The sequence below is a fragment of the Paenibacillus sp. VCA1 genome (genome assembly GCF_031583795.1).
Classification (GTDB): domain Bacteria; phylum Bacillota; class Bacilli; order Paenibacillales; family Paenibacillaceae; genus Paenibacillus_AQ; species Paenibacillus_AQ albilobatus.
This window is the reverse complement of the sequence record NZ_JAVLSX010000014.1, coordinates 1-22,420: the sequence shown is the minus strand read 5'-3', so window position 1 is coordinate 22,420 and position 22,420 is coordinate 1. Positions and strand designations below refer to the sequence as shown.

Sequence of the window (22,420 nt, the reverse complement as noted above, 5' to 3'; positions counted from 1 at the left end):
ATAACTCCTCTGAAATACTTCACCCATCATGGATGTTCTTATTGAACGAGCATGCGGTTTGGATGTTCACAAGAAGAGCATCACAGCCTGCATCGTTACGCCCGAAGGAAAGGAGATCAAGACGTTTCGAAGCCACACCGTCTATCTTCTCGAGCTGATCGACTGGATCAAGGAACACCACTGCACCCACGTGGCGATGGAGAGCACCGGCGTTTTTTGGAAACCTATCGTGAATCTGCTCGAAGCCGAAGATATTCAATTCCTCGTCGTAAACGCTCAACACATGAAAGCAGTCCCTGGTCGGAAGACTGATGTGAAGGATTCCAAATGGATCTGCGATCTACTCCGTCATGGATTGCTCAAAGCAAGCTACATTCCTGATCGAAACCAACGTGAGTTGCGGGAACTCGTACGGTACCGCCGCCCGCAAAGGAAAGCGCCGAGCAGCTGTTGCCGTAGCGCATTCGATCATGACGATTACTTACTGCTTGCTAACCCGGCAGGAAGATTACAGGGACTTAGGTTCAGATTACTTTGAGAAACGGCACCAAGACGCCATCGTCAGACAGACCATCCGAAAGCTCGAAAACCTTGGCTTTACCGTAACACTGGCCACATCTGAAGCTTCCTGATCCTTCCTAAATACACAAGACGCAGCTTTTTAAAAACCATTCAAGCTGCGCCTAGTTTCTTGTTGTCTTTTTTAGGAATACGCATTACGAGTTATTTTCAGGGTAGTTTAATCATTTGAACGAACTAAAACAACCTTTTTTCGGTGATTCCTTGTTCGAGGCGCGCTCAAAAAGAGCATAATGCACAATTTAAGGTAAAAAGGACAGCTGCGACCGCTCTTCAACTCTCCTTTTTATGAAAAGACCATTGCACATGGATGGGCGTCAATGATCATTCCTTATATATTCCTTCCGGTCTAAGTGTGCCTGTTGGACGGATTCTTAAAATTCGTAAATCAGCGGCTTACGTCACATGTTTGAGCTTGCCTGTTTCTCGGTCGATCCTTGGATGTACCGCTCCCCCCATTCGCACATCACATCAATGACCGGCCGAAGTGATTGGCCAAGCTCGCTCAACTCATAAACAACTTTCGGCGGGACCTGGTTGTATACCGTCCTGATGATGACCCCATCCTCCTCTAGCTCTCTAAGCTGCTGAGTCAGCATTTTCTGCGTGATGCCCGTGATCAACTTTTTTAGCTCGCTCGTTCGTTTCGCTCCATAAGTTAAATGGCATAAAATAAGCGTTTTCCATTTTCCCCCGATGACTTCCAGGGTCGCTTCTATAGGTATATTAAAAGCTTGCTGCATACTCGTTTTCATGGCATGTTTTCCCCCGATCAAAATAGGTACTTTTTGGTTCCTATATTACCTTTTGGTGAAAATGACACAAAAAAGTGCGTACTTCTGTTCCTCGATTATATGATACATAATCTCCTTGTGCCAATAAGGAAATCGGCAGACTCAATCCAGCCGGTTCCGGAATGGATGATTATTCATAATGAGGAGGACATATCGAATGAAGGCAAACGGTCAAACGTTTCAAAGTTCCGGCAAGCTTTCCTGGGGCTTATTGTTCGTTTTGTGCGGCGCAATTTTTCTGGAAGGGATCGACGTGTCGATGATGGGCGTGGCTCTGCCCGCGATCCGTGCTGAACTGGGCATGTCGACCGGTTCGCTGCAATGGGTAGTCAGCGCCTATGTATTGGGGTATGGCGGCTTCATGCTGCTCGGAGGCCGGGCAGCCGACCTGTTCGGGCGAAAAAAAATGTTTCTGGTATGGCTCACGGTTTTCTTTGCTTTCTCCGGGCTAGGCGGACTATCAACCGAAGGCTGGATGCTGATCACCGCCCGGTTTGTTACAGGCATTAGCGCAGCGTTTATGACTCCAGCCGGCTTATCCATCATCACGACAAGCTTTGCGGAGGGAACTGCACGTAACAAGGCATTGCTCGTTTATGCCGGGACAGCAGCCGCCGGGTTCTCACTGGGTCTTGTGGTTGGAGGCATCTTAAGTGAGATCAGCTGGCGGTGGGTTTTCTTTGGACCGGTTCTATTGGCATTCGTGATTCTTCTAGCCGCGATTCGCCTCATACCGGCCTCCGGTCGGCCGGAGGCCTCCTCCAAAGGCTTCGATCTGGCCGGAGCAATCAGCGTCACGGCAGCCATGCTGCTTCTGGTTTACGGTGTCGTGGAATCTTCCAACCTGGGCTGGAGCTGGACCGCCGGAATATTAGCCTGCAGTGCACTGCTTTTTGGTCTCTTCGCAACGATTGAGCGACGCTCGGCATCCCCCTTGGTACGCCTTGGCATTTTTTCAGCCAGCTCACTCGTACGGGCAAACCTGGGTGCCATGTTGTTTGCCGGCTCTTTTTTCGGGTTCCAATTCGTGACAGTACTTTACCTCCAAGAACTGCGCGGCTGGTCATCCCTTGAAACGGGTCTTGCCCTGCTCGCCGTCGGTGTCGATTCCATACTCGCACCTACCCTGACCCCCAAGCTGGTAAACCGTTTCGGCAATATTCCGGTGATTTTCGGCGGATTCTGCCTCGCTGCGTTAGCCTACGCCCTTTTTCTTCCCGTCGGTTTGGACTGGACCTATGCAGCGATGTTCCCGACGATGATCCTGACGGGCCTCGCCTTTTCGCTGACTTACGGGCCTTTAACCATCGCCGCCACGGACGGAATAGCGGAAGAAGAACAGGGACTTGCCAGCGGTTTATTGAATACCTCCTTCCAGTTTGGCGCCGCACTCGGTTTGGCGGTCGTGACCGCTGTACAGATTGGCGCTACAGGTTTGGACAATTCCCCGCTAGCGATGCTCGACGGTTACCGCACAGCGATGATCGTTCCGATTGCCGCTTCCCTTCTCGGGGTTGGCATCACCGCTCTCGGCCTTCGCAAACGCTCGCCGGTAGTGAACAGTTAAATATGAAGAAGCTCCGTCGCTGGATAAAAGAAACCAAGGGCAGATTCCTGCTCTTGGTTTCTTTAACTGACCGGTTCATTAAAATCGTAGCAACCGGATCCGGCGTTCCGGTATGTTGCTAATAAAAAAAACTACTGTCGATGTTCATCAACAGTGGTCTTCGCTTGGCAGCGTCCTACTCTCCCAGGACCTTTCGATCCAAACCCTGATTTTCATGATTAAACAACAAATGAGCTCAGACTAATCAGAGCTCATTTATGTTGATTAAGAAGTTACAATCAATATTTTCCAGTTAATACTGCGTTTATCAGTTACGCTTTAATTTTTCAGTTAAATACGAATTTAACGCATTACAATAAACTGTTGTTCTCACATCCTTATATTCATCTAGAGTATTTCTATAATCTTCAATAAAACTAAAAAAATTCACTGTTGATGTTCCCAATGGAGGGAGCCCCATTATCAATTCTAACTCTTTGATAATTTCTTTTGATATTAAAGCGTTTCTGTATTTGATGCGGGAGCATTACTCCACCGGCCAAACGATTGTTGTGGATGGGGGTTCCATATTGAGGTAAACATAAGCAGGCTGCCAATGCAAATGATGGCAGCCTGCTGGTTCATATCTAACGAAACGTGACATCGCTATTTGCAACAAAAAGGGCGTTTTGAAATGTTAACGAAACAGGGTATCGCTATTAAGCTAAATAAGTACCAGCAAGCCTGATTTTATCCCAAATAACGATCTATAGTTTCGTTGGATTTCATTTGCTCTTGTTTTTGAGGCAATAGCGCTCTGCAGTTTCGTTAGAGATACCTGGGCGAACGTAATACATGCTTCCGGGGCAGCTTTTTTTTCAATAAACTTTCAGCTTCATAAGATATTCATTTCTCCCAGGTTCAATTTTCTAAAATGGATCTTCTTTAGAGAATTTGGACCGTCTTGCCTGTTCCTTATCTCTTTCTTTAGTTCAACTTATCTAGACTCTAACCTAATTCATATTCCTATGATCTCTATATTATTTTTTGCGTTCCATACGTACAAGATTGCCGTAGCTGTCGAATTTGACAATGATGGATTCTTTGCCTTTGCTGGTGAACACGTAGTCTCCCCAATCTTTGTCGACCTTTAAAGTATAGGAAGAGAGATCCACGCCGAACAGCTGCTTCGCGACAGGTTTGGCAAGTATTATGCCTTCCTTCTCCGTAAGCTTCTTCAGTTTCTGGTTATCACTCGCCCGTTCGATCGTGACGGAAATAAGCTTGCCTGTTCTCCCTTCGACTATGGCAATGGCGTCAACAACAAAAGCCCGATTATCCTCTTGTATCACGGCTCTTTTTTTCGGGAAATCGCCTTTGACCTCCACTTTCCGAGTCAACACCCACTCATCCGCCCCAGTTTCGTACGGTTTTTTGCGTTCAATTACCGTAAATGGCTGGACCTGAACGCCCATGCTCTTCACGGCTTTTTCAGCCTCTGCAACGATTTTGCGGTCCACGTCGGCCGCTTTAAATTTCAAAGTATACCTCGCCGGTTTCAACGTATTGGTATCTATAGCGATAAACTGACCATCTTCCGCTACGAAGGTCATCATGGTTTCCTGCAGCTCTGCTTTATTGCTCTTAAAATAATGAGCCTTGGTAAAGGCAAGCTCCGTTTTCGGATACAGCTGCTTGGCAGCCGCCTGCGCCGCCTTCATGTAATTGGCGTAATCGCCGGTGACTTCCGGAATGGTGTACGTAAGCGATACGGTCAGCACCTTGCCTGAAACAGCATCCAGCGAGACGACAACGTTCCGGTCTTTAGATTGAACGATCCAGCTCTCTTTTTGGGTTTTGCCCTCATAATAATCGTCTTTAAAAGCTTCCTCCAGCTTGAAGGCTTTTCCGTTAGCATATTGTTTAATTGCCTTTTCTGCCGCTTCCGTCAATTTGGGGTCCAAATCGGCATATTGAATGGTTTCCGCCCCTCCCGGGTTTCCGTCCAAAGGTGCGGCCATGATCGGGGTTGCAGCGAGGATGCTGCATGCCAGTGTAAACGTGAGGATTTTTTTGATGTTCATATTATAATTGCCTCCTAATTAAAATGGTTTACGCATGTTTGATATGCTCATATGATTAATCTTGAATTCCTTCGCTTGGGATCAGCTCCAGCTTCCAGAAATCGCCCTTGGCGTTGACGGTGCCTTTCATCGTCATGGAGTCCTTTTTCGTAAAGGTGTACTCGTTCAGCTTCACGCTCATCTCGTATCCTTCCAGGCGGAGTCCGAATATCGCTTGGACCATTGCTCCTACCTTCGTTATAGCCTGTTCCTTCGTGTAGAGCGGTACGGCATACTTCTTCCGGGCAGCAGCCTCATCTCCGGGATCATCATTTTTATAGCTCTGTTCCACCGACCATACCCGGTTTGTTCGTACGCCAATCTTTACGTAAGGATTCATCTCCCGTTCCAGCTCCCAGACATGTTCCTTAGGTGTCATTTTCTGCGTCATTCCGGTGAACTGTAGTGGCTTGCCCTGCGAAAATACTTGGTAAGCCTGCTCCGCGGCTGCCTTAGCTTGCTCCTCAAAATGCCCCGGCGCATAACGTATGAATGCTTCCTCCACCTTGCCTGTCTCGGCATCCATCGTAATCCCCGCCTGCTCAGAGCTGAACAACCAGCGATTCCGCTTCTGCGACCGGTCCCGTATGGCTTCCTTGAACACGATCGGTTGCTCGGGTTTCATCTGACTCAGCGTATCCTCTACGGTCTGACGGAGATTCTGATCCAACTCGCTGAATGGAACCACGCGCTGGACAATGATCGGTTCAGCCGTTTTTTTGTCCACGATAACGATGCTGCCGCTGTTGTCCTTGGCGTACAGGAACCAACGGTCGGAATAATCGGTGACGCCAAAAAGCTGAGATCGTTTATCCGGAACCAGCTCGTGCAATGCTTGCTCCGCCTTGGCCACAATGCCGGGTTTCAAATCTTCTACGGTCATCTCATATACCGGTTCTTGATGAACCGGCAGGAGCGGCTCTGATGACGGCACCAGCGGAATGCTCCAATCGATCGGGGCCTTTTTCGTCCAAGTATCCGTGAAAAACGTCAGATTTTCAGGCATCCGCACAGATTCCGCAAAAAAGAACAATTTGCGATTTTGGTAATTTCCTTCTGCGTCTTGTTCCAAAAGCACTTCTGATGGCACCTGGATCTCTTGACCCTGCGCATCCTTAATATGCCACTCAATATCGATGACATCGGAACCAAGCTGTTGATCCGCTTCCAGTATCCAACCTTCTCCTTCAAAAACGTTGCGGCCATCCTGGAGCGGCTCAGGCGCTTTATCCGTCTTCGCCCGCGCTTTGAACGTAATGCTCTTCCCATTCACCTCCTTCACCAGCGGATGTTCTGCCAGCGCCTCCGGCTGAAGCTTCACGAACACATCCTCAGGCAGCCGTTCCAACCAGTAAACGGAAGTCAGATTTAACGTCAAATCCTGCTTGTCTTTGAAAGGCAAGAATGGATGTGCGTATGTCATATGCCCCCGCTCCCCTTGGCCGCTCCAGTACTTCTTTATCAAATTAAAGTCTCCGAGGCCCAGGTCCGGACGTTTCATGCCGTCAAATGCAGCGATAATGCTGCCTTGGCGGTTCTTCACCTCATACCGGAGCATCGGATCGCTTTTCTTCCCTTTCCTCCAGTCTTGCGTTTCATTGACTTGCAGCACGACTTCCGACTTGCTTGGCCCATGACGGAGCTGCTTAAAGTCCACGCTGAAGCCCATCGGCGATATATACCGCTTGTTAATGGGAATCAAAGTCGTCGAGGCCTTTGCCTTCGTCAAATCGACGGGTACCTCCAGATGCCATTTCCCATAGGTACTGCCGATCTGATTGATGTCGAAGCGCACGGTGATCCGGTCCGGCAGATCGGACATCGACTGCAGCTCCCGGCCTTTCAGAAGATCGTCAAGGGACATGAACAATATTTGGTTCTGTTCCACCCGCATTTGCTGAAGGCTCAGAGGAAGCACATTCCCCTGCTCGTCGACGACTTCATACCGATTGACGTATGGGTTATCGTCAGGTCCGTTTGGAATGAACGAATCGAACAGCCGGGCCGGGTCCATGGGCTTGCCATTCCGCTCAATGCCGTACAAAATCGAAATGCGGAACGCATCATGAATCGCCTCTTTTACCTTGAATGTGATTCCATGATCCGTTACCTCCTTGTTGATTTGCTCCGCAAATCCCTCATCCGCCGCTTGTTTAAGCCCTTCGTCCGTATGATGGAGCGAAAACCACGATTTCACGTAATCTGCGAACGTTGGAGATGCAGCCGTTCCCAAAGCAATGGCCAGCACAAGGCCCGCGGCAGTGATGCCTGCGACTTTGATAGCTTTCACGACCCTGCTTTTCACCGAAAGCTCCCGTTTGGCCTCCCGAACCCCCAATAGGCTGCGCTCATGCAGTTCCTTTGGAATTTCAATCTTCTCGATCTCTTGTTTAATCCGATTGTCTTGGCTCACGAGATTTCACCCCTTTTCAGACTTTTCCGCAGTTTGTTTAACCCCCGATATAGAATCGATTTCGTTGAGCCAAGAGGGATCTCAAGCATGTCCGAAATCACTTGAAATGTGTACCCCTGATAATATTTGAGCAAGATGACGCTTTTCTCCTGAGTATCCAATTCGTCCAGCAGCTCCTGCAGCGTGACCGAGAGGGGAATATCCTCCTCACAAGAACTATCAGCCTGCTGCTCGGTATATTCCGGCGGCAGCGGGATGACCTTTTTCCTTTGCTTCAGGATTGAAATGGATTGGTTGATCGCTATTCTGATGAGCCATGTCTTGAAGTAGTTTGCTTCGCGCAAGCCCGCGATGGATTTAAAAGAGCGGTATGCCGTCTCTTGAACCACATCAAGCGCATCTTCTTTGTTTTTCAGATATGTGTAGGCGATCCGGTATATCGCTTCCTCATGCTGCTGGAACAGCTCAAGAAATGCCTTCTCATTGCCCTTTTGCGCTTTTTTGACGAGCTTATGTATATCCATGTGGCATCGTTATCTCCCTTCCCTCTTACTTATATAGAGTGTGGGAATGAAATTTTGGCTTTGTTTTTTATCAAAATAATTTTATCCCATACTTCATACTCGCTTTTATGATGTTAACTGCGGTGATGAATCCGTGGAAAATGAAATAGGCAGAGCCCTTTTGGACTCTGCCTGGTTTACGATTAAAAACTTCTATTGGTCATTGGGAAGTGCTTGAATGATGTCCGAGTACACCTTAATTTCAGCGTTAATTGAGCCACCGCCCTATTGGTCGCCTTTATAGACTGCCGTAGTGGTAGCGGAACCGTCTTTTCTCGTTTCATAGAAGAGAGCGCTATGACGAAAAGGCTCCATGATCGGATCCGTATCGAAAATCATATTAGGAGGAATGTTACCTGCCGTACGAAAAAAATCACTTTCGTCCAATTGGCCCGTTGTTTGCACAAAAGTATAAAAACGTCCATCAAAAAAAAATGTACGGGATTTCCTTGAATAAACAACAAATGAGCTCAGACTAATCTGAGCTCATTTGTATGTTGGCTAAGAAGTTACAATCAATATTATTCAGTTGCATACTTCTTTTATCAGTTACAATGTTAATTTTTCAGTTACATACTAAATTTAACGCATTCATCAATGTCGTTTGGTCTTGAATCCTTATTCCACCGTCACGCTTTTCGCCAAATTCCGCGGCTTATCTACGTCGTTTCCTCTCGCGAGGGATGCGTAGTAGGACAGCAGCTGCAGCGGAACGACCGACAGGGCTGGCGTCAGCAGCGGCAATGTTTTAGGGATGGCAAAAGCTTGGTTTACGGACTTAAGCAGGCTTGCGACATGCTCTTCATGCGTAATCGCCATGATGTCGGCGCCGCGTGCGCTCACTTCTTTGATGTTGCTGACCGTTTTTTCAAGGACGTCTTCCTGGGTTGCCAAAGCAATGACCGGAATGCCTTCTTCGATCAAAGCCAGCGTGCCGTGTTTCAATTCGCCGGCTGCATACGCTTCGGAATGGATGTAGGAGATCTCTTTCAGCTTCAAAGAGCCTTCCTGCACAACCGCATAATCCAGACCCCGTCCAATAAAGAATAAGTGCTCATGCTTGGAGATCTGTTCTGCATAGGCTTTGATCGCATCCGGTTTTTCCAGCATGCTTTCCAGCTGCTCAGGCAGCGCCTGCATAGCGGCGATAATGTGTGCAACCTCTTCCGGCGTTTTCGTGCCGCGCACCTCTGCCAGGTACAATGCGAACAAGTAGAAAGCGATCAATTGGGAAGTATAAGCTTTTGTCGAAGCAACCGCAATTTCCGGACCGGCCAACGTCACGATAACGTCGTCCGCATCGCGGGCGATGGAGCTGCCGACCACGTTCGTAATGGCAAGCACATGTGCTCCGTGGGACTGTGCTTCGCGCAGAGCCGCCAGCGTATCCGCCGTTTCACCCGATTGGCTGACCACAATGACCAGCGTATCCTTGGTGACGATCGGGGAACGATAACGGTATTCGGAAGCCACATCGGTTTCAACCGGAATCCGTACCAGCGATTCAATCGCATGGCGTCCAACAAGGCCCGCATGGTATGCCGTGCCGCAGGCCACGATTTGGATTTTGCTGATGCCCTTGATTTGCTCCGGCGTCAGCTTCAGCTCAGGCAAAACGACCTTTTTGCCGGATTCGTCGATCCGTCCGCGCATCGTGTCGCGATAGGCTTGCGGCTGCTCATGAATCTCTTTAAGCATAAAGTGATCAAAGCCGCCTTTTTCTGCAGTGACCGCATCCCAGTCGACATGAATCATTTCCCGAGAAATAAAATTCCCTTCGATCGTCATCAATTCGACAGAGTCTTTCGTCAGAACGGCCATCTCCCCGTCGTTCAAAATATACACGTCGCGCGTATATTGAAGAATCGCCGGAATATCCGAACCGATAAAGTTTTCGCCTTTCCCGATCCCGATGATAAGCGGGCTTGCCTGACGTACGGCAACGAGTTTATCCGGCTCGTATTCGGTCAGCACGCCCAGCGCAAACGCTCCGCGCATATGGGAAATTGCTTTTTGCACCGCTTTGACGATATCCCCTTCGTACTCACGGGCAATCAGATGCGAGATGACTTCCGTATCGGTTTCGGACACGAAATGATGCCCTTCCGCGATCAGCTCATCCTTCAGCTCCAAATAGTTTTCGACAATCCCGTTATGAACGACCGAAAACTTATGGCTGTTGTCCGTATGAGGATGGGAGTTCACGTCCGACGGTTTGCCATGGGTTGCCCAGCGCGTATGTCCGATCCCTGCGCTTCCCACCAGCGGCGTTTCCTCCAGCTTCGACTCCAGGTTCGCAATCCGGCCCTTCGCTTTGGCAATTTGCAATCCCTTATCCGTAAATACGGCAATGCCTGCGGAATCGTAACCGCGGTACTCCAGCTTTTTCAATCCCTCGAGCAATACTTCCTGCGTATCTTTTTGACCAATATATCCGACAATACCACACATAATATATTTTCCTCCGTTCACTTCTCCAAATTGGGTTTAGAGAGCATACGGGAACAAACCGTGCGGCAATGCCAAAATGTACGGAAAACAATGTTCGTATGAAGTTTACAAAGTACAGTTTTCACGAATGTACACTCTGGCTGCTGCCGCTTATTGGATCAATGCCCGCACACTCATGAAAAAATATGATTAGTTTTCTTTCACCCACCGGAAGCGTTGTGTGAACGGTCGCCCATTCATTTTCCGTTTTCGGTTTAACGGCTTTGGTGAATCACCGGAAGGTCCCCGCCGAATCATTCGAACACCTTCACCTCGTCAACTTGGCGCTTCGCGAATCCGCCAATGCAATGGCTGAATTCTTTCTCCGTACAAAGCCCAAGTTCTGGCGCTTTATGAAAAAACCTCACGATCCTCGCTTTCTATTTCGGAATGACAAATTTTTTAAAAACCGCCTGTCATTTGAAACATTCGACAAACGTAGTTTTATTATATTCATGCCGGTACATTTTTGCAAACCCGCAATGAACCCATACCGAGAACCCTCTCCCCTGACTGCCTTACACGAAAGCCGATGAAACCTGAACTTTAGTTTCACCGGCCTATGATGAAAGTTCCTGCATTTTACTGCAAAAATAAACCCGAGGTCTTACACGAGCTCCCGCTTCACGACATCGACGATTTGGTTCACGTATTGATCCAGTTGGTCCTTATCCGGACCTTCCGCCATGACCCGGATCAAGGATTCCGTGCCCGAAGGACGCACCAGCACGCGGCCGTTATCGCCGAGGATGCCCTCTACATCCTTAATGGCGGCTTCAATCGCGGCGTTGCCTTCATATTTGCTCTTGTCCTCCACGCGAACGTTGACGAGAACCTGCGGATATTTGCGCATCATCGTTCTAAGCTCGCTCAGCTTTTTGCCCGAACTAGCAACGATGTCCACAAGCTGTATTGCCGTTAGGATGCCATCTCCAGTCGTATTATAGTCGAGGAAAATAACGTGGCCGGACTGCTCGCCGCCCAGGTTATATCCGCCTTTGCGCATCTCTTCCATGACGTAACGGTCGCCGACGGCTGTCTTCGCCGTATTCAGCCCCAGCTTCTCGGTTGCTTTGTAGAATCCGATGTTGCTCATAACCGTCGACACGATCGTGCCCTTGTTCAGCTTGCCTTGTTTGTTCAAAGCATCGCCGCAAATGCACAAAATAAAGTCGCCGTCGACTTCCTCGCCGTCGTTATCGATGGCGATAAGACGGTCCGCATCCCCGTCAAAGGCGAGCCCGAGATCGGCTTTGGTCTCAAGGACCTTCTCCCTAAGCTGTTCCGGATGCGTCGAGCCGCAATGATCATTAATGTTCAATCCGTTTGGCTCCGCGCCGAGTTTAATGACTTCGGCCCCCAAATCTTCAAACAGCTTCGGCGCCAGTTCATAAGCCGCTCCGTTCGCGCAGTCCAGGACGATTTTCATGCCGTTGAAGCTATGGCTGATCGTGGATTTCAAATATTCCAAATATTGATATTTCGATTCATTGTCGACAATGACATTGCCGAGGTCTTTTCCGATCGGACGCGGCAGCTCGTCGGTTTCGGCATCCATCAACGCTTCGATTTTCAGCTCCGTTTCATCGGAAAGCTTAAAGCCGTCGCCGCCAAAAAATTTAATGCCGTTGTCCTGCACCGGGTTATGCGAAGCGGAAATCATAACGCCCGCATCGGCTTTGAGCAGTCTCGTAATATAGGCGACTGCTGGCGTGGTCACGACGCCCAGGCGCACGACATGCGCACCGATCGAAAGCAATCCCGCCACAAGGGCAGATTCGAGCATAACGCCGGATACGCGTGTATCCATGCCGATGACAACCGTCGGTTTTTCTACGTCTCCCGTCAGCACATATCCGCCGCAGCGGCCGATACTGTATGCCATTTCAGCTGTAAGTTCTTTGTTTGCGACACCGCGTACGCCGTCAGTTCCAAAATATTTCCCCATATTCCTTCTCCTTTTCGAATTTACGCTTCTTGTGCAAAATTATAAATCCAATTCAATCATTCTAGAAAGTCGCATTTCATTGGCTGTACAAAAACCTGTTTCTCTCCCATCCCGATCCATCACGCGGTTTCTGATCCAAATCTATTCTTTAGTTCATTTCGCTTATCATGGATTGTTATCGGTTTCTCCCGTTTCATTGGTGCTGCCGTTCTGCTGTTCCGTGGAGGAATCTTGCGTTCCGGTTCCCCCGGTTTCGGTGTTTGTCGGCTTTCCGGTATTGTTCTCCTGGCCTTTGTCGTCTCCTCCGGAATTCGGATGAGTAATGGTAGGCGTCGATTCGTCTTTAATCTCAACCGTTGCGGTCAGGGGAGTTCCCGGATCCGCACGGGAAATATACCGCGGGAGAATGACCTGCAGCGTTACGTCGTGAACGCCGGGGCTTAGACCGTCGATGCTCGCGATGAGCTGGATGTCGTCTTTGGTCAAACTGTTCAGCAGGCCCGGAGCGCCGGTCAGCGCCAGCGACATCGTTTTGCTGGACGGGTTTATAATATCCGCTGTAAGTCCGCTTTGATTATCTTTTTTGATGGTGATCGGGATAGCGTCTATCACTCGCTGCGAATGGGAAACCGTCGTAATTTCCACCTGCAGGGAGCTAGGCTCGATTTTCTCAAAACCGGGAGGCGGCGTCAAGTCCACAGGAAGTACTATAGTTCCGGCTCCCGTAATTTGGCTTAAATCCACACTGATATTGCTGTAGGACTTTACTCCTGACAGTTCATCCTGCGGACCGTACAGCTTTACCTTGGTTACGCTAGGCTGGGCTTTGGAGATCACCAGTCCATCCGGGAGCTTGCCGGTGTACTGCAATTCGATCGGTACCTCTTTATACGGTGGCGAGATCACGATCTCCGCAGTAACCGACGACGGTTCAAGCACGGCACCTTCAATTTCCTTTCCCTGCTTGTCGTATGCGGCGAGCTTCACCCGCTTCTCTTTCATCGTGCTGTCCTCGCCATCGATCGAGATGGTGCCCTGCACCTTCGCAACTTCACGCAGCTCGCTTTCCGGCAGGGTTACTTTGACCGTTGCCGGCTGCGGCGTAATTTTGCCGAGGATATACCCTTCCGCAGGCGTGCCTTTGGTCACGATCGTAACCGGGAACGTCGCCGTGTTTCTTTCCTCGATATTGACGGTCACCGAGGCCGGCTGAATGTTAACAAGCTCCAGTCCTTTCGGAAGATCTACGCTTAGAGGCAGCGTGCTGGTCCCGACTTTTGCATGCGTCAAGTCCAGTTTGATCTTGTACTCATCCGAAAAGGCGGATAATAAATCCATCTTTTTTCCTTTGATTTCGATTCGAACCCGATCCGTATCCATCGCGCTCAAAATGTATTTTTTCTCGTCCAGTCCAAAAGGCTGAACTTTGACGTTTTCAATGATTCTTGTATCGATTTTCGCAGTGGGCGTCGGGGTGTCGTTGTTCCAATGAACCATGCTCCACAGCAGCACACTGACCGCAAGAGCCAACACTTTGGCAAAATTGTTGTTGTTGATCCATTTATTCATGTTTATCAGTCCCCTTCCGGCGCCAGAACAGCGGACGTTTATCTTTAGGGGTTGAATTCGGACGGAGCTCCTCGTACAGCTTCGAAATCAGGGACTCCTCTTTAATGTCGCGTACGACTTGTCCATTGATCGCAAGCGAAATTTGGCCCGTTTCCTCGGAAACGACGATCGAAACTGCGTCCCCGACCTCGCTGATTCCGATCGCCGCCCGGTGCCGGGTACCCAGCTCCTTGCTGATAAAAGGATTCTCCGATAGCGGAAGGTAACACGCGGCTGCTGCAATCTGATTGTTTTGCACAATGACGGCTCCGTCATGAAGGGGCGTATTCGGGATAAATATGTTGATGAGCAGCTGCGAGCTGACCATGGACTGCATCGGAATACCCGATTCGGTATATTCGTTAAGTCCCGTCTGCCGCTCAAAAACGATTAACGCGCCTATTTTTCTACGGGCTAAATAATTTACGGCTTTAATGACTTCACCGATCAGCTTGTTAAGCTCCTCGTCTTCCGCCGAAGAACGGCCGAATATCTTGCCCCGGCCGAGCTGTTCGAGCGCTCTGCGCAGCTCCGGTTGGAAAATGATAAAGATCGCGAAGATGCCGAAATTAAATATTTGATTCATCAGCCATCGCAACGTATACAGATCGAACCATGTGCTTAAAGCCCATATAATCACGAGTACCAGGATCCCCTTCAACAACTGAACGGCCCTGGTACCTCTAACGAGTAGAATGACCTGGTAAATGATGTAGGTTACGATTGCGATATCTATAACATCTTTAATGGATTCTTTCCACGTCAGATCCGAAAAATAATTCATACTTAGGCCCCCGTACTACCCCTTGAATGTAAAATTGGGTCTCTATGTAATATAATTTCCCCTATATCTTCTAGGTTATAACGATCATCTGCATGTTGCAAGCGGCGCAGGCGACATATTGGATAAACTTGCCGCGGATTCCAACAAAAAGGCGCCTTCTTTCTAGAAAGAGGCGCCGTCAAATGTTCAGTTCCAGCAAGGTTTTTAACGGTAGGCGACATCGGAAAACGCATTTGTAATTTTATACCACAGCCAATCCAAAGCCTGGTCAATATTTTTGACCTTTCCGGAAATATGCGCCGTAGAAGCTTGGTATAAAGATCCGTCAATGACCGTCAAATTTCCTTTTACTTCACCGTAGATTTTCGTTTTTCCGTTTTCCACCGTCAAATTACCTGCAATGCTTTTTCCTTCAGGGACGGTTACCGTATCCCCTTCAATCACAACCTGATCCAGATCATTGCCCTTGACCACCAGCTGGGTGTCCTGGTCCCAAAAGCTGACGGAACTAATGAACATCACGATCAGAAAGACCGCCGCCGCCGTAATGGCAGGATGTCTTCGAATCCATCCCAGCCAAGGCTGCTGCTTCTTTTCCTGAGGCAAAGCGCTCATAATCCGCTGGGTCAGCTCAAGAGGCGCAGACGGGGCGTGATGGGACAAGGAAAACATCAGCATATCCGTCTGCTCCAGCTCTTTAAACTGCATCCGACAGGCAGGGCAGGACAGCAAATGGGCCTTCAGCTCCATCTGCTGTTCCTTGGGCAAGTCGTCATCTAGATAGTCATGCATTAAAGAGACGGCCAAGTTGCATTCCATATGAGCCAATCCTTTCGTTCAAGTAGATGTATTCAAACCCTTCCTCTGCTGGAAGGCATAAGACATGTTTAACTTGTAATACGCAGTGCCGTTTATAATGTTTCAACAAAAAAATAAAAATCACATTTTGGGCTCCAGTTTTTTGCGGAGGAATTCCCGGCCCCGATGCACCCTCGTTTTAATGGTCGTTACGGGCATCCCGAGCACGTCGCTGATCTCCTGCAAGGACAAATCCTGCAAATATCGAAGGATCATGACCGACTTATATTTGGCCGGCAGCGAGTCGATCGCCTGATAAATGATCTGCTGCGTTTCGGACAAAAGGGCTTCGCTTTCCGGCGTGCGGTTATCGCTTGGGATCATCGAATAACCGTCCATGCCCTCCTGATCGTTCATTTCTGCATCAAGGGAGTACGTCGGTTTTTTCTTCCGCAAACGGTCAATGCACAAATTGGTTGCGATCCGGTAAATCCAGGTCGAAAATTTCTGGTTCTGGTCATATCGGTCCAGGTTTCTGTATACGCGCAAGAAGGTCTCCTGAACAATGTCCTCCGCCTCATGGCGGTTGTTCAGCATCCTATAGGCCAAATGGTATATTTTATCCTTGTAAAGCTCCACAATTTCGGCAAAAGCGCGCTGATCCCCTTTTAGGGCCAGCTTGGTTAACCTATTTTCTATATTATCCACCAATGAATTCCCCCAGACTTGCTGATGGGTAACGAGCTTTTTTTCACATCAATCAAATCGTAATTCAACTCCATGCAAAATGCAAGACAACTTTGTAAAGATGTACAAAGAGGTTTTTGCCCAACAAAAAAAGGAAAGCCGAGGTTCAACGAATTGAATCCCGGCTTTCCATGAATCAGTGGCGACAAATGAGCCTGGAGGCCTCATTCGGCGTTCAATCAGCCCGTATTTCGGAGACCGGCCGCAATGCCGTTGATCGTGAGAAGCACCTCGCGGAGCAGCTCGGCATCATCCTCGTCCTTTTCGCGGAGACCGCGAAGCTCGCTCAGCAGCTGCACTTGAAGATAACTGAGCGGGTCGACGTACGGATTGCGCAGGCGGATGGATTCCTGGATGACTGGAACGTTATCCAAAATTTCCTTTTGTCCGGTGATTTTCAGAATCAGGTCCGAAGTCAGCTTGAATTCTTCTTCAATCAACTTGAAGATCCGTTGGCGGGCCTCTTCGTTTTTGGACATGTTCGCGTACTCATGGGCGATGATCATGTCCGCTTTCGCGATGGCCATTTGAAGAGAATCGATCAGGGAAGTAAAGAACGAGAATTTCCCGTACATTTCCTGCATGATTTTCAGATTCTCTTCCTTGTTTTGATAAAAGCTTTGCAGCCCCGTACCCGCGGCATACCACGCCGGCAGGAGGAAGCGGCTTTGCGTCCAGGAGAATACCCAAGGGATCGCGCGCAAATCCTCGAATCGGTCGCTGTTTTTCCGCTTGGAAGGACGTGATCCGATATTGAGCTCGCCCACTTCCGGAAGCGGCGTGGATTCCTTAAAGAACTTCAGGAAGTCCGGATCGCGGAAAATGAGATCCTGGTACTTTTTGCGGGAGACTTCCGACATCTCCCTGACGATGTTGTCCCAGAAGGCTTCGCGCTCGTCGTCTTCCTGGGGAGAACGGTTGTTGATCGCCGCGGTGATCAAAGCCGAAGTCGCCTGCTCCAAACTGCGGTAGGCAATGCCTTTCAGGGAGTAGCGGGATGAAATGACCTCGCCCTGCTCCGTAATTTTGATGCCGCCGCCGATCGTGGATGCCGGTTGCGCCAAAATGGACCGGTTCAGCGGCATACCGCCGCGACCCAGCGCACCTCCGCGCCCATGGAAGAACTTCAGCTTGATTCCCGCCTCATTGGCAACCGCCGTAAGTTCCTTCAAAGCTACGCGCAGCTCATAGTTCGCAGTGACGGCTCCTCCGTCCTTATTGCTGTCGGAATAACCAAGCATGATCTCCTGCAAATCGTTTCTTGCCGCGATGCTTTGACGGTAGATCGGCAAATTAAACAACCGCTTCATAATTTCCGGCGCCGCATGCAGATCCTCGATCGTTTCAAACAGCGGTACGGCCTGCAGCGTGCAGTGCACGGTGCCGTCGCCGTTTACGCGGAACAATCCGACCTCTTTCGCAAACACCATCACTTCCATAATATCGCTGGCTCCCTCGGCCATGCTGATCAGGTAGCTTGTAATGCACTGCTTGCCGTATTCTTGCTGGGCTTTGTAAACCGTGCGGAATACGTCGAGGCATTCCTTCGTGCTTGCGCTGTATTGATGATAGTTCGAGGTAATCGGTCTCGGCTCGCTGAGCAGCTGGGCCAAAAGCTTTATTTTTTCCTCTTCGGAAAGTTTGGAATAGTCGGGCGTTACATTAATTTGAGCCAAAATTTCCTTCATCGCATTTTCATGCTCTTGGCTGTGCTGGCGGATGTCCAGCGCGGCCGTGTGGAAACCAAACAGCTCAACCTGACGTATCAGTTTTTGAATATACGTATCTGCAACGTAGTCTGCGTAGTGGAAACGCAAGCTGCGGTCGATGATTTTCAAATCCTCGATAAAATCAAGCGGGGTACCGTATGCCTGCGGAGTTTCCTTTTTGCTGTCATCCAGCACGTTGCTGATTTTCTCCATCATATAAACGAGCTTGATCCGATAAGGCTCTTTTTCGTTGTGCCAAACGGTTCGTCTCGTGATTTCGACTTGCTCGCGGTCATCGGCAATCGACTTCAGGAGCTCGCCCGACACATCGACGATCGAAGTGCTGAAGCTCAAATACTGCATGTACTCGCTCAAAATCCGCTGATACTCGCGAATGGCCAGCTTACGCTGCAAGCGCAAGGTCTCCCACGTAATCTCGGCCGTTACGGAAGGATTTCCGTCGCGGTCGCCGCCGATCCAGGAGCCGAAACGCAGGTACGTAGGTACATGCCAGTTATGGCCCGGGTAGTATTTGTTCAGGCAGCGTTCCAGCTCCTGATACACTTCAGGCAGCACATGGAACAACGTTTCGTGGAAATAATACATCCCGTTTCTGACTTCGTCCAAAACCGTCGGTTTGCCGGCTCTAAGCTCATCCGTTTGCCAAAGCGTGATGACTTCGTTCAGCAGCTTTTCACGGAGCTGTTCCCGTTCACGGAAGGTAAGAGTCGGATTATCCAGCAGCATGACATCCTCCGAAATCCGTTTATGAATATCGAGAATGGCTCTGCGCATCGCTTCCGTAGGATGGGCGGTCATCACCAGTTCAAGCGAAAGGCTTTCAATGATCTCCTGTACTTCCTCGTACGTGAACTGCCGGTCTTTCAGATCCTGAACCGCGCTTTCAATGGAACCGGGCTGCACTGTCTCCCCTGCCGAACGTTCATAATCGCGCTTGCGCCGGATTCGATGATTTTGCTCCGCAATGTTAACCAATTGGAAATAGATCGCAAAGGCTCGAATAACCTGATGACGGATGTCCGGTTCGAGCGTTTTGATGATTTGTTTGAAATCTTCGTACAATTCAGGCAAAAACACAGAGCGTAATGACTTGCTGGTCTCGCGAATCTTCTCAACAATATCCAGAAGCTCGTTGCCGCCCTGATGGACAAGCACTTCGCCGAGTATGTTTCCCAAGAAACGTACATCACGCCGCAGTAGGTTGTTCGAATTGCTTTTGTTTGCGGTTACCGTAAGTTCAGTCATGCTACTCCTCCCATTCCATCCCGTTTGTATTGCTATCTCTTTGCTATGCTTTCTAAACATCATACAACAAAATACATCGAAAATCTGCACTTTTCTGCGATAAAGCAAAAATTTATTATGTAAATTCTTTAAAGCCTTCCTGCATTTATATACAGTGACTGATTGTAGATTCCGAGCTTTTATGATTGAATAATATGAGGTCCCGTTTGGAGCATTGTAAGTAACCATTCCGCTTTTTGATTTTTTATTCAGTTAGCTTTTATGACATCCAAAATATTCCTGATAGGGCAGCAACAACTGCTAACTCTATAAGCATGTAATGATGTACCCAAATTCATCGAATTTGAAACAATAACCCAAAAGCAGCGTTTATTCGAAGAAAAGAGCGGGAATGGACGGCGACGTAAGAAACATCCGAGCGCCATAGAGGTAGGATGGAGCGGGTGATGGGAATACTCAACATCCCGATTGAAAATGCGAGCCTTCGGCTCGCTATAGAGGTAGATGTTGACGCGCGTCCTGTTCGGGTTCACCTAAAGGAGCATGCACGGACGGTCGTCCCCACGCGCCTGAGTTACCTTCCCCGTTGGCTTCCATATAACAAAAAAAACGCCCTCGGCGTTGTTTATTTTGAAATTTATATGGAGCGGGTGATGGGAATCGAACCCACGCTACCAGCTTGGAAGGCTGGAGTTCTACCATTGAACTACACCCGCATGTACGGAATGAAATAAAATATCGGGATGACACGATTCGAACATGCGACCCCCTGGTCCCAAACCAGGTGCTCTACCAAGCTGAGCTACATCCCGATATTCAGATAAAGTGGCGCGCCCTAAGAGATTCGAACTCCTGACCTTTTGATTCGTAGTCAAACGCTCTATCCAGCTGAGCTAAGGGCGCATATTTTGGAGCGGACGACGGGAATCGAACCCGCGACCCTCGCCTTGGCAAGGCGATGCTCTACCGCTGAGCCACGTCCGCATATTCTTGGTGCGCGTGGAGGGACTTGAACCCCCACGTCAAAGACGCTAGATCCTAAGTCTAGTGCGTCTGCCAATTCCGCCACACGCGCATGTCACCGCAGGTTTATCGCCTGACAGTTCAGTCCATTCTAACATGATTCGTTTATTTCTTAGAAAACTCATCTCGTTAGCGACAAGAATGATCTTACCATAGATAAACACCAAGAGTCAAGCTTTTTAGTAAAAAAAAATTATTCATCTTATTTATTGCCCATTTTAACAACACAATAACTTGCAGATGCCCCTCGTGAAGGCAATGCTTTCAAATGATAAGCGTTAATCGTTTCCCCCCTCATTCTCCCCTACTACTGTTCAGATTCGACTTCCTGCTTAATTTACAGCCAAACATACCTCTTCGGATCATGTTCTTGAATTTCTGCCGACAACTGACCGTTTATAATTGGTTCATCTTAGGAGGTTATCCTAAGCGCCGGCAGCATTCGGCCAACGAACGACCATTTTTTGTTTTCTTACTGGACGGAAAAGGCAGTGTCCGCAATGTATCCGAAAAAGTTTGGCATTGAACATGGACGTCCATGGTCCAAATGAACTCTATTTTATAAAAACTCACGGACGGAAAATTGGGCTTCCCACCCCCTGCTATTTCTTACTCCGATCAAGGACTTTGACTTTAACCTAATTTTCTCCGCTTAATACGATGGGATGGATGTCAGTCCATTGGGATCCATTGGAATTGATCGGCAGAAGTATCGAAGTGGCTACCTATATCCTAAACGTTAAAATGGCCAATTTTAACCCAAATACGCCATACAGGAGTAAAACGTCGTTCGGTAAGCTTGGCCCTCCCATTGGGCGATTAAAGCCGCTACGGGGCTAACTTAACGGTGATGCTTCCTCCGCATCATTTACTGGGACACCAGGTCCGCGGAAGCCGCTACAGCCGTTTATACGGCCGATTTGATTCAAGAAGTATTGGAAGTCTCCTTGTTTCAAAAAAAGCGATTATACGCAAAAGAAAGGCCGTGGATCGCCCGTCTACGAATATGTAGGCTTATAAATTCGTTGACCAAGGGACATTCGACGTTAGCTTGCTGAAGTTTATTCTCATGGCGTTAGCTTGTATCGGGATGGCGAACATGGCTAAGGGGCTTTTTTTATGAGCAACAGGAGCTTACTCAGACTGAACTTGGTTTGAATCCCATAAGTCTCCACCTCTTTCATTCGAGTACAAAGCAACAGCTGCACGAACTATTAACTGCACGAACTATTAAACAAAAAGCCCCGTTTTGCTCATGCATGACATGAACAAAACGGGGACAAAAAATAAAAAAACCATCCATTCGTATAGATAGCTTCAAGAAGTACTATATAAAGAGTGAGCCATGAAGGACTCGAACCTTCGACACCCTGATTAAAAGTCAGGTGCTCTACCAACTGAGCTAATGGCTCTCGAGGAAAATGGCTGGGGATATAGGATTCGAACCTATGCATGACGGAGTCAAAGTCCGTTGCCTTACCGCTTGGCTAATCCCCATTGAATAATATGTATAGCTTGTCCAGCTTACAAATATTTATGAGTATCAATGGTGGAGGCTGAGGGGATCGAACCCCCGACCCTCTGCTTGTAAGGCAGATGCTCTCCCAGCTGAGCTAAGCCTCCATGGGACTATGTAATGCACAAAATAAAGTGGTGACCCGTAGGGGATTCGAACCCCTGTTACCTCCGTGAAAGGGAGGTGTCTTAACCCCTTGACCAACGGGCCACTTAAAAAAGAATATGGAGCTCTCAACCGGGATCGAACCGGTGACCTCATCCTTACCATGGATGCACTCTACCTACTGAGCTATGAGAGCAAATGGCTCCCCGAACAGGACTCGAACCTGTGACAACTCGATTAACAGTCGAGTGCTCTACCGACTGAGCTATCAGGGAATATACCGCTTGGCGGCGTCCTACTCTCCCAGGACCCTTCGGTCCAAGTACCATCGGCGCTGGAGGGCTTAACGGTCGTGTTCGGGATGGGTACGCGTGGAACCCCTCCGCCATCGCCACCAAACGATTCAAG

12 protein-coding genes, 11 tRNA genes, 1 rRNA gene and 1 pseudogene are annotated in these 22,420 nt (G+C 48.9%); 2 read left to right on the top strand and 23 right to left on the bottom strand.

The annotated features are described in order from the left end of the window. Window positions 1-28: 28 nt before the first annotated feature. Window positions 29-424 (top strand): annotated as a pseudogene (locus RJP21_RS25645) (IS110 family transposase); the annotation flags it as partial. A gap of 556 nt (window positions 425-980) precedes the next feature. On the opposite strand, the gene RJP21_RS25640 reads toward RJP21_RS25645, so the two are convergent. Then, entirely contained in the window at window positions 981-1,334 is a 354-nt protein-coding gene (locus RJP21_RS25640; RefSeq protein WP_310861810.1) for a winged helix-turn-helix transcriptional regulator, read from the bottom strand. Window positions 1,335-1,530: 196 nt separating this feature from the next. On the opposite strand from RJP21_RS25640, the gene RJP21_RS25635 reads away from it, so the two are divergent. Continuing rightward, window positions 1,531-2,940: an MFS transporter gene (locus tag RJP21_RS25635; RefSeq protein ID WP_310861809.1), complete on the top strand. Its 1,410-nt coding sequence runs from the start codon at window positions 1,531-1,533 to the stop codon at window positions 2,938-2,940. A gap of 1,019 nt (window positions 2,941-3,959) precedes the next feature. On the opposite strand, the gene RJP21_RS25630 is transcribed toward RJP21_RS25635, so the two are convergent. From RJP21_RS25630 to rrf, 22 genes are all read right to left on the bottom strand, one after another. Beyond that, entirely contained in the window at window positions 3,960-5,003 is a 1,044-nt protein-coding gene (locus RJP21_RS25630; RefSeq protein WP_310861808.1) for a hypothetical protein, read from the bottom strand. A 55-nt stretch (window positions 5,004-5,058) separates the two neighbouring features. Then, complete coding sequence (locus RJP21_RS25625; RefSeq protein WP_310861807.1) at window positions 5,059-7,455, bottom strand: DUF4179 domain-containing protein; 2,397 nt, start codon at window positions 7,453-7,455, stop codon at window positions 5,059-5,061. Then, a complete protein-coding gene (locus RJP21_RS25620; RefSeq protein ID WP_310861806.1) occupies window positions 7,452-7,979 on the bottom strand; it encodes a sigma-70 family RNA polymerase sigma factor in 528 nt (175 codons plus the stop codon). Before RJP21_RS25620 ends, RJP21_RS25625 begins: the two co-directional genes overlap by 4 nt. 657 nt (window positions 7,980-8,636) lie before the next feature. Beyond that, entirely contained in the window at window positions 8,637-10,469 is a 1,833-nt protein-coding gene (gene glmS, locus RJP21_RS25615; protein ID WP_310861805.1) for a glutamine--fructose-6-phosphate transaminase (isomerizing), read from the bottom strand. A 646-nt stretch (window positions 10,470-11,115) separates the two neighbouring features. Beyond that, on the bottom strand, window positions 11,116-12,456 hold the full coding sequence (glmM, locus tag RJP21_RS25610) for a phosphoglucosamine mutase (RefSeq protein WP_310861804.1): 1,341 nt from the start codon (window positions 12,454-12,456) through the stop codon (window positions 11,116-11,118). A 165-nt stretch (window positions 12,457-12,621) separates the two neighbouring features. After that, on the bottom strand, window positions 12,622-14,025 hold the full coding sequence (locus tag RJP21_RS25605) for a CdaR family protein (protein ID WP_310861803.1): 1,404 nt from the start codon (window positions 14,023-14,025) through the stop codon (window positions 12,622-12,624). Beyond that, window positions 14,018-14,848: a diadenylate cyclase CdaA gene (cdaA, locus tag RJP21_RS25600; RefSeq protein ID WP_310861802.1), complete on the bottom strand. Its 831-nt coding sequence runs from the start codon at window positions 14,846-14,848 to the stop codon at window positions 14,018-14,020. Before cdaA ends, RJP21_RS25605 begins: the two co-directional genes overlap by 8 nt. Window positions 14,849-15,052: 204 nt before the next feature. Continuing rightward, a complete protein-coding gene (locus RJP21_RS25595) occupies window positions 15,053-15,667 on the bottom strand; it encodes a zf-HC2 domain-containing protein (protein ID WP_310861801.1) in 615 nt (204 codons plus the stop codon). Window positions 15,668-15,787: 120 nt separating this feature from the next. After that, window positions 15,788-16,354, bottom strand: coding sequence for an RNA polymerase sigma factor SigW (sigW, locus tag RJP21_RS25590; protein ID WP_160044600.1), 567 nt, complete (start codon window positions 16,352-16,354; stop codon window positions 15,788-15,790). A gap of 218 nt (window positions 16,355-16,572) precedes the next feature. Continuing rightward, a complete protein-coding gene (gene ppc, locus RJP21_RS25585; RefSeq protein ID WP_310861800.1) occupies window positions 16,573-19,368 on the bottom strand; it encodes a phosphoenolpyruvate carboxylase in 2,796 nt (931 codons plus the stop codon). 642 nt (window positions 19,369-20,010) lie between these two features. Then, window positions 20,011-20,084: transfer RNA gene (locus RJP21_RS25580), tRNA-Gly, on the bottom strand. A gap of 22 nt (window positions 20,085-20,106) precedes the next feature. Next, window positions 20,107-20,180: transfer RNA gene (locus tag RJP21_RS25575), tRNA-Pro, on the bottom strand. Between the two features lie 14 nt (window positions 20,181-20,194). After that, window positions 20,195-20,271: transfer RNA gene (locus tag RJP21_RS25570), tRNA-Arg, on the bottom strand. Between the two features lie 6 nt (window positions 20,272-20,277). Further along, window positions 20,278-20,352, bottom strand: a tRNA-Gly gene (locus RJP21_RS25565). Between the two features lie 7 nt (window positions 20,353-20,359). Then, window positions 20,360-20,443: transfer RNA gene (locus tag RJP21_RS25560), tRNA-Leu, on the bottom strand. A 1,287-nt stretch (window positions 20,444-21,730) separates the two neighbouring features. Further along, window positions 21,731-21,803, bottom strand: a tRNA-Lys gene (locus RJP21_RS25555). A 10-nt stretch (window positions 21,804-21,813) separates the two neighbouring features. Next, window positions 21,814-21,888 (bottom strand) — tRNA-Gln (locus RJP21_RS25550). A 50-nt stretch (window positions 21,889-21,938) separates the two neighbouring features. Further along, a tRNA-Val gene (locus RJP21_RS25545) sits at window positions 21,939-22,014 on the bottom strand. A 28-nt stretch (window positions 22,015-22,042) separates the two neighbouring features. Next, window positions 22,043-22,117, bottom strand: a tRNA-Glu gene (locus RJP21_RS25540). 15 nt (window positions 22,118-22,132) lie between these two features. After that, window positions 22,133-22,208, bottom strand: a tRNA-Thr gene (locus RJP21_RS25535). Between the two features lie 3 nt (window positions 22,209-22,211). Beyond that, window positions 22,212-22,287: transfer RNA gene (locus tag RJP21_RS25530), tRNA-Asn, on the bottom strand. 7 nt (window positions 22,288-22,294) lie between these two features. Then, window positions 22,295-22,411 (bottom strand): 5S ribosomal RNA (gene rrf, locus RJP21_RS25525). Window positions 22,412-22,420: the final 9 nt, after the last annotated feature.